Source organism: Pseudomonas sp. NFX15 (assembly GCF_049132105.1).
Classification (GTDB): Bacteria; Pseudomonadota; Gammaproteobacteria; order Pseudomonadales; family Pseudomonadaceae; genus Aquipseudomonas.
In genome coordinates, this window is sequence record NZ_JAFMPV010000001.1 from 423,773 (window position 1) to 435,828 (window position 12,056).

Genomic DNA, 12,056 nt, shown 5'->3' on the forward strand with positions numbered 1-12,056 from the left:
AAATCACTTGATTGGGCATACCGAGAGAAGACCCTATGAACGCCCCGCTCCGTATCAACGAAGCACTTCTGATTGCCGACCGCGCCTTTAAACCTTTCAAGTGCGTGGCCTGGGCCCCACAAGACGGTAATGGCGAACTCAGCCTGACCGTTATCGACCGCACCAGTACCCGTATTGGCCGCAAGCAGATCCCAAGCAGTGCTTACTCCGACCCTGCACAACTGGAACTGCTGCTGCAACAGGCCCGTGCCGAATTGAGCGAGGAAGGCTACGCACTGCAATCGTGGTCGATGCCAAACTAATTTGTCATGCGGATTGCCCCAGGGTAATCCGCACCCTCCTCGGGCCATTAGTTCGCTGTTGTTTCACCGTGAACACTTCTTGCCGCAGTTTTATTCGAACTTTTTATGCGCATGATTCTTTGCAGGCTTGCCACTGGTTCGAAAAGACACTGTTGTGGCACATAACGACCCTCCGTCTGTTTTCTTACAGTTGTGCAACTTCCCGTTCAGGGATTGAATGATTTCCTTATAAGTCGCCAGCCAAACCCCTGGATCAGGACGACTCGCAAGGAGATGCGGTTAATGTCAATCCAGTCCGCTTTTGCCTCCCCCGTCACCCGGAATAACGCCGGGGCCCTCGATACGACGTTTGCCGCCAGCGGCAAAACCCAGGTTTACTTCGTCGGCAGTCTTTCCAGTATGGCCAACGACGTCGCCATCGATGCCCAGGGCCGACTGCTGGTCGCCGCCAAAGTCACCATGGCCGAAGGCAGTCGTTTTGGCCTGGCGCGTTTGCTGGAGGATGGCTCCGCCGATCTCGACTTCGGCAAGCAAGGCAGCGTCATCGGGCAATTCGAAAAAGGCTTCGAGGCCATGGGCGCCAAGGTTCGGGTCATGCCCGACGGCAACATCCTGTTGGTCGGGCTGCATTACGAAAACGCTCACCGTACACTCCCGGCGCTGGCATTGTTCGACCCTCAGGGCCGATTGATTCAACGGTTCGGCGACAATGGCCAGCGGGTCGTGCGTTTGCCGGGTGACTTGTCCCAAGGCATGCGCGACGCCTGGTTGCCCCCCGGCGTGCCGGGCGCCGAAGCCTGCGATGTCGAGGTACAGCCAGACGGACGCATCCTGGTCCTGGCCAACCATCACTTCGAATTGGCCGATCACGTCGGCCTGCTGATACGGCTCGATGTCGAAGGCTCACTCGACTGCTCTTTCAATGGCCGCGGTTTTGTCGTGGTCAGGCACCTGCTGATGAATACTTGGCTGAGCAGCCTGACACTGCAACATGACGGGCGAATACTGGTGGGCGGGTCGATCAACTTTCCCGAAGAAGGCTTGCTGGCGCGCTATCAGGCAAACGGCAGCCTCGACAGCAGTTTTGCCGTGGATGGGTTCATGACATTCCGGGCGCTGGGACACCGTGCGCAAGTCAGCCAGGTTATCCAGCAACCCAACGGCGACATCCTGTGTTTTGGCAGCAGTCGTGAGCCGATGCACTGCCTGACTTTCAAAGTGCACAGCAACGGCCGCCCCGACATTCACTGCAACGCTGGCCATCCGCAATGCCTGGCCATTGGCCCTAACGGCTGCCAATGGAACGCCGCGCAATTGCAGCCCGATGGCGGTGTATTGACGGCGGGCGCAACGATCGGCGGCATTGAAGCCGATTTCCTTCTCGGGCGATACCTGCCCGACGGCCATCCCGACCTCGGGTTTGGCGCAGAGGGCGGTTATTCGCGTACGCGTCTGGGACCCAGCATGGACACCGCCACCTGTGTCGCGGCGCAGGCCGATGGCAGCATCGTGGTGGGCGGCTATTCGCTGCATGGCAGCTACAAGGCGGTGGTTGCCCGCTATCTGGCATGAACAGTCGCACTTTAGCGGTGCTTGATCTTCTTGGCCGCTTGCGGCAACTTGCGCGCTTCTTAAGACAAGGAGCAGCCGATGTCCGGTTCGATGGCCCAAGCGTTCGCGCAGAACTTTCTCGGGCATTCGCCCCGTTGGTATAAGGCCTGCATCGTCGGCTTTTTGATTCTCAACGCCGTGGTGCTGTGGACCGTAGGCCCGGTGGCGGCCGGTTGGTTACTGGTGCTGGAATTCATCTTCACCCTGGCCATGGCACTCAAGTGCTATCCGCTGATGCCCGGCGGCTTGCTGATGCTTGAAGCCTTGCTGTTGAAGATGACCACGCCCGAAGCGCTGTACGAGGAGTTGTTGCACAACTTCCCGGTGATCCTGCTGCTGATGTTCATGGTGGCCGGCATCTACTTCATGAAGGACTTGCTGCTGTACCTGTTCTCGCGACTGTTGCTGGGGGTGCGCTCCAAAGCCCTGCTCGCCCTGATGTTCTGCTTTTTGTCGGCCTTCCTGTCGGCCTTCCTCGATGCCTTGACCGTGACTGCCGTGATCATCAGTGCCGCGGTGGGTTTCTACTCGGTGTATCACCGCGTGGCCTCGGGCAACGATCCGCGCCAGGACAGCGAATTCAGCGACGACAAACACCTGCCGACCTTGCACCAGGGGGATCTCGAACAATTCCGCGCCTTTCTGCGCAGCCTGTTGATGCATGGTGCAGTGGGAACAGCACTGGGCGGCGTCTGCACGCTGGTTGGCGAGCCGCAGAACCTGCTGATTGGCCACGAAATGGGCTGGCACTTCCTCGAGTTCTTCACCAAGGTCGCGCCGGTATCCCTGCCGGTGCTGGTGGCTGGGCTGGTGACATGCGTGCTGCTGGAAAAACTGCGCTGGTTCGGCTATGGCACCCTGCTGCCCGATAATGTGCGCGCCGTGCTGGCCAACTACGCTGCCGAAGACGACGCCGAGCGCACCACACGCCAGCGTGCCGCGCTTCTGGTGCAGGGCTTCGCGGCCTTGATCCTGATTGCCGGGTTGGCGTTCCACATCGCCGAGGTGGGCTTGATCGGCCTGATGGTGATTGTGTTGATCACTGCTTTTACCGGCATCACCGACGAACACCGTCTCGGCACCGCGTTCAAGGACGCCATGCCGTTCACCGCGTTGCTGGTGGTGTTTTTCGCCGTGGTCGCGGTGATTCACGACCAGCAGTTGTTTTCGCCCTTGATCCACTGGGTGCTGGCCCTGCCGACCAATCAACAACCGGGCATGCTGTTTATCGCCAACGGCCTGTTGTCGGCGATCAGCGATAACGTGTTCGTGGCGACGATCTACATCACCGAAGTGAAACGTGCGTTCATGGCCGGCGAAATGACCCGTGAACATTTCGAAACCCTGGCCATCGCGATCAACACCGGCACCAACCTGCCGAGTGTGGCGACTCCGAATGGCCAGGCAGCCTTCCTGTTTCTGCTGACCTCGGCGATTTCACCGCTGGTGCGCCTGTCTTATGGGCGAATGGTATGGATGGCGCTGCCGTACACCGTGGTGATGGGTTTGCTGGGGTGGTTTGCGGTGAGCTATTGGCTCTGATGTGGCGAGGGCAAGCCCCCTCGCCACAAAACCCCTCTCCTGCTTGGGGTTTGCGGTGTTATCGGGGAAGGATATAGCGCTCGATCGCTTGCGCCGCACCGTCCTCGGTATTGGCGCCGGTCACTACATCGGCCTGGCGCCGCACCGCTTCCTCCGCCTGCCCCATGGCAATCGAAAACCCGGCCACCGCGAACATTGCCGGGTCGTTGCCACCGTCGCCGATGGCCGCTGTCTGTTCCAGCGGCACCCCGAGATGCTCGGCCAGAGTCGCCAATGCCTCGCCCTTGTTGGCTTGCATGGCGGTCACGTCCAGATACACCGGTTGCGAACGCGACACCTGCGCCTGCCCTTCGACCTGCGCCAGTAACTGTGCTTCGAGTTCGATCAGTAATTGGGTGTTATTGCTCGCGGCAACAATCTTGTCGATGCGTTCCAGGTACGGCTCGAAACTGTCGACCACCACCGGCGGATAGCCCAGGCCATGCTGCTCGCGAGGCACCATCGGCCCGTGTGGATCTTTAAGCAACCAATCGCCACCGCTGAACACCCAGATTTCGATGTCCGGCAGATCGACAAACAGGCTCAGTGTGCTCAATGCAGCGCTGGCCGGCAGGAAATGCGCGACCAGCAAACTACCGTCCGGATTGACCAGCGTCCCACCGTTGAATGCCGCGGTCGGCACATCGACGCCCAACGCTTCGATCACCTGCAACATCGCTTTGGGTGGCCGCCCCGTGGCCAGGCTGAGCAGCACGCCAGCCTCGCGCAGCGCGCGAACGGCATCAATGGTGCGCTGGCTCAGGCTGTGATCCGGCAGCAAAAGCGTGCCGTCCATGTCACTGAGCAAAAAACGGATGGGATGTTTCGTGGCGTCCTTCATCCGAGGCGATGCCAGACGCGACCGTCACGGGCGAGCAACTCTTCGCCCGCGTCGGGACCGTTTTCCCCGGCGGGATAAGGCTGCACGCTGGCATCCTGCTGCCACGCATCGAGGAATGGCTGTACCGCACGCCAGCCGTTTTCGATGTTGTCGGCGCGCTGGAACAGCGTTTGGTCGCCCGTCAGGCAGTCGTAGATCAAGGTCTCGTAGCCGGTGGACGGCTGCATCTCGAAGAAGTCCTTGTAGGCAAACCCGAGTTCGATGTTGTCCATCTTCAGGGACTGGCCGGGCCGTTTGGCCAGCAGGTCGAACCACATGCCTTCGTTGGGCTGGATCTGGATCCGCAGGTAAGTCGGCTGCAACTCGTCGACCTCGGTATCGCGGAACTGCGCATAGGGCGCCGGTTTGAAACAGATCACGATCTCGGTGTCACGCACGCTCATGCGCTTGCCGGTGCGCAGGTAGAACGGCACGCCGACCCAGCGCCAGTTGTCAATCATGACCTTGAGGGCCACATAGGTTTCAGTGTTGCTGTCGGGCGCAACCTTGTCTTCCTGGCGATAGCCTGGCAGCGCCTTGCCGTCGATCTCGCCTTCAATGTATTGGCCGCGCACCGAGTTGGCGCGGGCCTCTTCAACGGTCCAGGGCCGGATCGCACCGACGACCTTGGCCTTCTCGCCGCGCACCGCATCGGCGCCAAATGCGGCGGGCGGCTCCATTGCCACCATCGCCAGCAACTGGAACAGGTGATTGGGCACCATGTCTCGCAGGGCGCCGGTGTGTTCGTAAAAACTGCCACGGGTTTCTACGCCGACGGTTTCCGCGGCGGTGATCTGGACGTGGTCGATGTAGTGATTGTTCCAGAACGCTTCGAACAGGCTGTTGGAGAAACGGCTGACCAGAATGTTCTGGACCGTCTCCTTGCCCAGGTAATGGTCGATCCGGTAGATCTGCTTTTCCGTCATTACCTTGAGCAGACAAGCGTTCAACGCTTCGGCCGTCTGCAAGTCAGAACCGAAGGGTTTTTCGATCACCACCCTTCTGAACGCTTCCGGATTTTCTTGCAGCAAGCCGGCCGAGCCGAGACGGCTCGCCACTTCACTGAAGAAACGCGGCGCGGTGGCCAGGTAGAACACCGCATTGCCGGTACCGCTGTCGGCGATTTTTGCCGCCAGCGCTTGATAAGTGCTGTCGTCCAGGAAATCGCCCTGAACGTAGCTGATGCCTTTGGCAAGTTTGGACCAGACCGCTGGATCAAGGGTGTGGTCACCCTTGCCAGCCATCTCGTTGCGGATGAAATCTTCGAGCTTTTGCGCGAAGCCTTCATCGCTGATGGCGTTGTGGTCAACGCCGATGATCCGCAGTCCGTCCCCGAGCAAGCCGTTGCGCTTGAGGTTATACAGCGCCGGTACCAACAGACGCTTGACCAGGTCACCATGGGCGCCGAACAGAAACAGCGTCGTCGGTGGTGCGGGCTCGGTCTTGGATTTCCTGCGGATCGTATGGGTCATTTTTTCGGGGTCTCCACATGGCCGCCGAAGCCGAAGCGTTGGGCCGAGAGGACTTTGTCGCCAAAGGTGCCTTGCCCACGCGAACGGTAGCGCGAGAACAGTGAGTTCGACAGCACCGGTACCGGAACCGCTTGTTCCATGGCGGCCTCGATGGTCCATTGACCTTCGCCGCTGTCAGCGACGGAGCCGGAGAAACCATCGAGTTTCGGATCGCTGGCCAGGGCGTCGGCGGTCAGGTCGAGCAACCACGAGGACACCACGCTGCCACGACGCCAGACTTCGGCGATATCGGCGACGTTCAGGTCGAAACGCTGGTCTGGCGGCAATTTTTCGCTGTTCTTGGTCTTGAGAATGTCGAAGCCTTCGGCGAAGGCCTGCATCATTCCGTATTCGATGCCGTTGTGGATCATCTTGACGAAATGCCCGGCGCCCGCGGGGCCTGCGTGAATGTAGCCGTGCTCGGCACGCTCGTCCGTGGACTTGCGATCCTTGGTGCGCGCAATGTCGCCCATGCCCGGCGCCAGGGTAGCGAAGAGCGGGTCGAGGCGTTGCACGGTCTCGGCGTCGCCGCCAATCATCATGCAGTAGCCGCGTTCCAGGCCCCAGACGCCACCGGAGGTACCGACGTCGATGTAGTGCAGGCCTTTTTTCGAAAGGGTTTTCGCCCGGCGGATGTCGTCCTTATAGAAGGTGTTGCCGCCGTCGATGATGGTGTCGCCGGCTTCGAGCAAGGTGCTCAGGGTGTCGATGGTCTCTTCGGTCGGTGCGCCGGCCGGCAGCATGACCCAGATCGCACGCGGCTTGGCCAGGCCTGCGACCAGCGCCGGGAGGTCGGCAACGCCGGTGGAGCCCTCAGCGGCCAGGTTGTCGACAAAGGCGGTATTGCGGTCGTAAACAACGGTGGTGTGCCCGTTGAGCATCAGGCGCCGCGCAATATTGCCGCCCATGCGGCCCAGTCCAATAATCCCGAGTTGCATGTGCTGATGCTCCCTACTACAAATAAAAGGTGTGTCAAAGGTTATAGCCCACCGCGACTCATGAGGTTAGTCCAGAGCGTTGGCGTGAAGTTTCCGGGCATTGTGCCCGATCCTGATGGATAACGTCGGGAATCAAGCCGAAGACACAACGACAATCAAAAATAAAAAAGTTCCCTTCGGGGGCAAAAGAAATCAAAATTGGCGCCGATAGCAGGTTTGCGTCTGATTTCGAGGCGTTCCTGCAGTTGAGACACGCCATTTGCGAGGTGAGCAATGGGCACAGTACACGCCGTACAGCCAGCACAAACCCTTTACGTCACGATCCGTCGCGATGAATTACGTCAGTTGAAGGTCGAGCGCGATCAGTTGAAACAGGAGCTGGCGCAGTTGCGATTGCAATTGCAAACCCTCCAGACACCACCCCGGGCTGTGACTGAACACGCCCCACTCGCCTGACCCTCGCGCTTCAAGCGGGAGCAGCCTGCACGGCTTCCGCATCGGCTCAAGCCCCGCCCCATCGGCTTCTCACGAAATTTTCACATTTGTTTCACAATAATTACGCGTTTAAGGTCGCGCGGTTCCGTGCGGCCCTCGTTCGTCGTCCGCGGTAACCAAGTCCCGGCGGTGTTAGTGAATTCTCGGCTGGAGCGCTGAATGTCTTTGTTCAAACGCAGCAAAACGACTGCGACAGGTTTCGACTGGGCCGGACTCGTCTGGCTGTTCGTATTCTTTTGGTATTTTTCCGGCATTACCCAGTTGCTGATCCAGTTGACGGGCACCTCTGGCTTTACCGGGTTCCGCCAGGCCTTCGTGATGAGTGCGATCTGGCTGGCGCCGATGCTGCTATTCCCCAAGCGGACCCGCGTCATGGCCGCTGTCATTGGTGTGGTGCTGTGGGCGTGCTCCATGGCCAGCCTGGGTTACTTCTTCATTTACCAGCAAGAGTTTTCGCAGAGTGTCATCTTCATCATGTTCGAATCGAACGTGTCTGAAGCCGGCGAGTACATGACCCAGTACTTCGCCTGGTGGATGGTCCCGGCCTTCCTCGCCCACACCGCGTTTTCCTATTTCCTGTGGACGCGCCTGCGCCCAGTTTACCTGCCGCGCGGCAAGGCACTGGTGGCGGCAACCGCCCTGGTGTTTGCCGTGGTCGCCTATCCGCTGATCAAGCAGACCCAGCGCACCGGCAGTTTCGCGGCCGGCTTCGAGAAGTTCGAAACCCGCATCGAACCGGCCGTGCCTTGGCAGATGGCCGTGGCGTACCACCGCTACCTCGACACCCTGGCCGGCATGCAGGACATGCTCAAGAGCGCCAGCAAGATCCCGCCACTGCACAACCTCAAGGACGCGATGGCCAACGAGCCTGCGACCCTGGTGCTGGTGATCGGCGAGTCGACCAACCGTCAGCGCATGAGCCTGTACGGTTACCCGCGCAAAACCACGCCGGAACTGGACAAGCTCAAGGGTCAACTGGACGTGTTCGACAACGTCATTACCCCGCGTCCGTACACCATTGAAGCGTTGCAGCAAGTCCTGACTTTCGCCGACGAAGAGAGCCCGGACCTGTACCTGTCCACGCCATCGCTGGTCAGCATGATGAAACAGGCAGGCTACAAGACCTTCTGGATCACCAACCAGCAGACCATGACCAAGCGCAACACCATGCTCACGACCTTCTCCGAGCAGGCCGACGAGCAGGTGTACCTGAACAACAACCGCAACCAGAATGCCGCCCAGTACGATGGCGACGTGATCGAGCCCTTCAACAAGGCCCTGGCCGATGCGGCCCCGCGCAAACTCATCGTCGTGCATTTGCTCGGCACGCACATGAGCTACCAGTACCGTTATCCGTCGGACTTCGACAAGTTCCAGGATCGCGAAGGCGTGCCTGCCGGCATTCGCGATGACCAGTTGCCGACGTACAACAGCTACGACAATGCCGTGCTGTACAACGACTTTGTGGTATCCAGCCTGATCAAGGACTACGCCAAGTCCGATCCAAACGGCTTCCTGCTGTACCTCTCCGACCACGGCGAAGACGTGTTCGACTCCGTGGGCCACAGCACCCTGGGGCGCAACGAGAACAAGCCGACGGCGCCGATGTACACCATTCCGTTCATGGCCTGGGCGTCGCCAAAATGGCGCGAAACCCACTATTGGAACCTCGCTGGCGATCTGTCCCGCCCTTACAGCAGTTCCCACTTGATCCACACCTGGGCCGATCTGGCGGGCTTGAGCTTCGACGAACTCGACCGTAGCAAAAGTGTGGTCAGCGACAGTTTCAAGGCGCGGCCATTGATGATCGGTAACCCGTATGAACGCGAGCAACGCGCGCTGATCGACTTCAGCCTGATGAAGCCGAAAACACCACCGGCGGTGGTTGTGCAGTAATTCTTCCAGGGGCCGATTCCGGCCCCTTTTTCATGCTGCTGTGCAGCCAATCAGCGTTAATTCCCTTTTGCCGGAATCGGCGGATAATGCCATTTCGACACTGCTTCATAGATTCATGGACGAACGGCATCCGACATTTGTAGTGGGAGGCACACCATGAAACGCACCGCAATGATTCTCGCCGGCCTGATGGCCTTGGGCTCAACCTGCGCTTTTGCCGAAGGCGGAGCCGAACGCATGCGCTATTACTTCGAAAGCCTGCGACTGGCCCAGCAGGCAGCGCTGGGCCACCCCATCCAAAGCAACGAGCTGAGGGTTCCGAGCGATCAAACCGCACAAATGACTGAGACTTACAGGCCGAAATGAGCTGACGGCAAGCTTGGTCGCGCAAGACTGTCGGGCGTCCGGATGGACGCCCTGTTTTTGCCTGGTGTCAGAGGGCCTTGGTCCAAAACAGCATCCGCCCGTGAGCCGGGTCGAACATGCCGGCGGCGAAACCGGCTTTTTCATACGAGCCCTGCGCCACGGCATTGCCCTCCAGCACTTCCAGGGTGAGCTTGCAGCAGCCGCGCTGGCGAGCAATCTCCTCGACCTTTTGCAGCATTTTCTGGCTCAAGCCCAGGCCGCGAAATTTTTTCACCACCGACACATCGTGCACGTTGACCAACGGCCGGCAGGCGAAGGTCGAAAATCCTTCGAAGCAATTGATCAGCCCGGCCGGTTCGCCACCGACAAACGCCAGCACGCTAAACGCGTGGGGGCGTCGGGCCAGCTCTGCCGGAAGTTGTTCCAATACGTCGGCCGGTAACGCTTGGCCGCCGCCCATCGGGTCTTCGGCGTAGTGATTCAACACCAGGCAAATAGCCTCGGCATGCACCGGATTGGTGTAGCTGGCCTGAAGCACAAGAATTTCTGCGGAGTCCATTTCCATCCTCGATCACACAGTTGAGCCTGCAGCCTGTTTTCACGCTGAAGTGCCGGCCGACCATAGCGCGAGCGGTGGGCTAAGGACAATCGCAATTGTGGGATTGTTTGGCGCTCAAGCGCCCCAGATCAAGGCTTCCGTCCATCCCAGCTCGGCAAAGTCGTGGGCGCGCAAATGCGCCTCGCCGGCACAGAAGAACTCGTCGAGTTGTGGCGGTTCGATGGCGGTGCCGCTGAGCATGGCGTGCACCTGGCCACGGTGATGGATCTGGTGTTCGAACAGATGGGACAGCAGGCGCAGACGACTGTCATGTTGCGGGGTGTCGCGGGCGATGGTGACGATTTTGCCGAGGTCCGCATCGCGCATTTGCTCGCAGTAGGCGATCAGGCGTCGATCGACATGGGCCTGCTCATGAACCAGCTCTGCCGCCAGCAGACAAGGATCGTCGTCCTTGAAAAACACCTGGTGATCGGGATGCGGGTCGTCACCGCGCAATTCGCGCTCCAGGGCGTCCACGTACAACCAGTCACAGGTAAGGATGTGGTTGAGGGTGGCGTGGATCGTCGGGAAGAAGCTGACCCGCGGTGCGATCAGTTCGTCGGCACTCAACTGGCTCCAGGCCTTGGCCAGTCGGTGATTGGCCCAAGCATTCTGATAGGCCATGGTCAGCAAATGGTGCGACAGGGGCTGGTTCATGTGCGCTGCTCCCGATCAAACGTCGACAAACCGTTGCAGTTGCATTTCCTGTAGTCGACTGAGGGTGCGGCGGAACGGGAACTCCAGATAGCCCTCGGTATACAACGACGCCATGGGCACCTGCGCTTCAACGTACAACGGCACCTTGCGGTCGTAGCATTCGTCCACCAGGGCAATGAACCTTCGCACTCCGTCGTCATGTACCGACAGCTGAGGCAAATCGCGATCCCCCGCCTCCACCCGCTCGACGCCGTCTTCTGTGCCACGGGCAATGCGCCCGGCGCGTTTTTGCGCGCTGAGACTGGGCACGTCACTCAACAGGATAGCTGTGTAGGCATCGCACAGCGCGATGAAATCCATCGCGGCGAAGGGTTGTTCGCACAGCGCGGCGTAGCGGGTCCAAAGCACGCTCGGGCTGGCCTTGACCACCTCAAGGGAGCGGTAACCGACCTTGACCGGTTCGCTCGACAGCGGCTGGTCCACGGTCAACCCCGCGAACACCTCAGCGAATGCCCCGGCCTGACCGGGCGCCACCACCCAGTAGCGTTGCGAACCGACGCCCGGATGCAGGCGATGGTCTTCCCCGCCATCCACCGCGATCACCTGCATGTGCTGCTTGATCGCCTCGATGGCGGGCATGAAGCGGTCGCGATTGAAACCGTCGGCATACAACTGGTCCGGCGGCAGGTTGGAGGTACAGACCACCACCACGCCTTGCTCGAACATCACCTGGAACAGGCGCCCGAGAATGATCGCATCGCCAATGTCATTGACGAACAGTTCGTCGAAACACAGCACCCGCACTTCTTCGGCCAACTCCCGGGCCAACGCCTTGAGCGGGTCGGCAGTGCCGGTCAATTGGAACGAGCGCTGGTGAACCCAGCCCATGAAATGGTGAAAATGCTGGCGCCGCGCCGGCACGCGCAGGCTTTGGTAGAACTGGTCCATCAACCAGGTCTTGCCCCGCCCGACCGGTCCCCACAAGTACACGCCGGAAATGGACGCACGGCCTTCGTGCAGCGCTTCGTGGCATTTTTGCAGCGCCCACACGGCATGTTCCTGGGCCTCGTCCTGGATGAAGCCCTTTTGGTCGATGGCGTGCTGCCAGGCGCTTAAAGGCGATTCAGTCGTCATGCGCGGCAGTATGCCATTGCGCATGCCAATCGCGACCAATGATCGGCGGTTTTGCCTCGGATCAAAATCCAGCTTGACGACTTAGAT

The 12,056-nt window shown here is 60.0% G+C and carries 12 protein-coding genes; 6 read left to right on the forward strand and 6 right to left on the reverse strand.

Annotation, left to right across the window (positions count from 1 at the left end):
* Positions 1-35: 35 nt before the first annotated feature.
* The 3 genes from J1D76_RS01835 to nhaB all read left to right on the forward strand — a co-directional run bounded on the left by J1D76_RS01835 (position 36) and on the right by nhaB (position 3,455).
* On the forward strand, positions 36-302 hold the full coding sequence (locus J1D76_RS01835; protein ID WP_421136731.1) for a hypothetical protein: 267 nt from the start codon (positions 36-38) through the stop codon (positions 300-302).
* 282 nt (positions 303-584) lie between these two features.
* Positions 585-1,874 carry a hypothetical protein gene (locus tag J1D76_RS01840; protein WP_421136732.1) on the forward strand — a complete coding sequence of 430 codons (1,290 nt, stop codon included), beginning with the start codon at positions 585-587 and terminating at the stop codon, positions 1,872-1,874.
* Positions 1,875-1,952: 78 nt separating this feature from the next.
* Positions 1,953-3,455, forward strand: a complete 1,503-nt coding sequence (gene nhaB, locus J1D76_RS01845) for a sodium/proton antiporter NhaB (RefSeq protein WP_421136733.1) — start codon at positions 1,953-1,955, stop codon at positions 3,453-3,455.
* Positions 3,456-3,513: 58 nt separating this feature from the next.
* On the opposite strand, the gene J1D76_RS01850 is transcribed toward nhaB, so the two are convergent.
* Genes J1D76_RS01850 through gnd form a run of 3 tightly spaced genes read right to left on the reverse strand, consistent with a single transcriptional unit; the run spans position 3,514 to position 6,823 of the window.
* Positions 3,514-4,335, reverse strand: a complete 822-nt coding sequence (locus J1D76_RS01850) for an HAD family hydrolase (RefSeq protein ID WP_421136734.1) — start codon at positions 4,333-4,335, stop codon at positions 3,514-3,516.
* Complete coding sequence (gene zwf / locus J1D76_RS01855) at positions 4,332-5,846, reverse strand: glucose-6-phosphate dehydrogenase (RefSeq protein ID WP_421136735.1); 1,515 nt, start codon at positions 5,844-5,846, stop codon at positions 4,332-4,334. The genes J1D76_RS01850 and zwf overlap by 4 nt, the downstream gene beginning before the upstream one ends.
* The gene (gene gnd / locus J1D76_RS01860) at positions 5,843-6,823 is read right to left on the reverse strand and encodes a phosphogluconate dehydrogenase (NAD(+)-dependent, decarboxylating) (RefSeq protein ID WP_421136736.1); all 981 of its coding nucleotides are present in this window, start codon (positions 6,821-6,823) and stop codon (positions 5,843-5,845) included. The genes zwf and gnd overlap by 4 nt, the downstream gene beginning before the upstream one ends.
* Before the next feature lie 273 nt (positions 6,824-7,096).
* Here gnd and J1D76_RS01865 point away from each other — a divergent pair, with 273 nt between their 5' ends.
* The 3 genes from J1D76_RS01865 (at position 7,097) to J1D76_RS01875 (ending at position 9,580) form a co-directional block, all read left to right on the forward strand.
* Positions 7,097-7,279, forward strand: a complete 183-nt coding sequence (locus J1D76_RS01865; protein WP_421136737.1) for a DUF6026 family protein — start codon at positions 7,097-7,099, stop codon at positions 7,277-7,279.
* 198 nt (positions 7,280-7,477) lie between these two features.
* Positions 7,478-9,214, forward strand: coding sequence for a phosphoethanolamine transferase CptA (locus J1D76_RS01870; protein WP_421136738.1), 1,737 nt, complete (start codon positions 7,478-7,480; stop codon positions 9,212-9,214).
* Positions 9,215-9,370: 156 nt separating this feature from the next.
* The gene (locus J1D76_RS01875; RefSeq protein WP_421136739.1) at positions 9,371-9,580 is read left to right on the forward strand and encodes a hypothetical protein; all 210 of its coding nucleotides are present in this window, start codon (positions 9,371-9,373) and stop codon (positions 9,578-9,580) included.
* Between the two features lie 67 nt (positions 9,581-9,647).
* Here J1D76_RS01875 and J1D76_RS01880 read toward each other — a convergent pair whose 3' ends face one another.
* From J1D76_RS01880 to zapE, 3 genes are all read right to left on the reverse strand, one after another.
* Positions 9,648-10,139 (reverse strand): GNAT family N-acetyltransferase, encoded by a 492-nt coding sequence (locus J1D76_RS01880; protein WP_421136740.1) that lies wholly within the window; start codon positions 10,137-10,139, stop codon positions 9,648-9,650.
* Positions 10,140-10,253: 114 nt separating this feature from the next.
* Entirely contained in the window at positions 10,254-10,835 is a 582-nt protein-coding gene (locus J1D76_RS01885; RefSeq protein ID WP_421136741.1) for a DinB family protein, read from the reverse strand.
* Positions 10,836-10,850: 15 nt separating this feature from the next.
* On the reverse strand, positions 10,851-11,969 hold the full coding sequence (zapE, locus tag J1D76_RS01890; protein WP_421136742.1) for a cell division protein ZapE: 1,119 nt from the start codon (positions 11,967-11,969) through the stop codon (positions 10,851-10,853).
* Positions 11,970-12,056: the final 87 nt, after the last annotated feature.

What these genes read in the sequence shown, in the direction of transcription:
- J1D76_RS01835 (WP_421136731.1), top strand. Translation starts at nt 36, where the DNA reads ATGAACGCCCCGCTCCGTATCAACGAAGCACTTCTGATTGCCGACCGC.
- J1D76_RS01840 (WP_421136732.1), top strand. Translation starts at nt 585, where the DNA reads ATGTCAATCCAGTCCGCTTTTGCCTCCCCCGTCACCCGGAATAACGCC.
- nhaB (WP_421136733.1), top strand. Translation starts at nt 1,953, where the DNA reads ATGTCCGGTTCGATGGCCCAAGCGTTCGCGCAGAACTTTCTCGGGCAT.
- J1D76_RS01850 (WP_421136734.1), bottom strand. Translation starts at nt 4,335, where the DNA reads ATGAAGGACGCCACGAAACATCCCATCCGTTTTTTGCTCAGTGACATG.
- zwf (WP_421136735.1), bottom strand. Translation starts at nt 5,846, where the DNA reads ATGACCCATACGATCCGCAGGAAATCCAAGACCGAGCCCGCACCACCG.
- gnd (WP_421136736.1), bottom strand. Translation starts at nt 6,823, where the DNA reads ATGCAACTCGGGATTATTGGACTGGGCCGCATGGGCGGCAATATTGCG.
- J1D76_RS01865 (WP_421136737.1), top strand. Translation starts at nt 7,097, where the DNA reads ATGGGCACAGTACACGCCGTACAGCCAGCACAAACCCTTTACGTCACG.
- J1D76_RS01870 (WP_421136738.1), top strand. Translation starts at nt 7,478, where the DNA reads ATGTCTTTGTTCAAACGCAGCAAAACGACTGCGACAGGTTTCGACTGG.
- J1D76_RS01875 (WP_421136739.1), top strand. Translation starts at nt 9,371, where the DNA reads ATGAAACGCACCGCAATGATTCTCGCCGGCCTGATGGCCTTGGGCTCA.
- J1D76_RS01880 (WP_421136740.1), bottom strand. Translation starts at nt 10,139, where the DNA reads ATGGACTCCGCAGAAATTCTTGTGCTTCAGGCCAGCTACACCAATCCG.
- J1D76_RS01885 (WP_421136741.1), bottom strand. Translation starts at nt 10,835, where the DNA reads ATGAACCAGCCCCTGTCGCACCATTTGCTGACCATGGCCTATCAGAAT.
- zapE (WP_421136742.1), bottom strand. Translation starts at nt 11,969, where the DNA reads ATGACGACTGAATCGCCTTTAAGCGCCTGGCAGCACGCCATCGACCAA.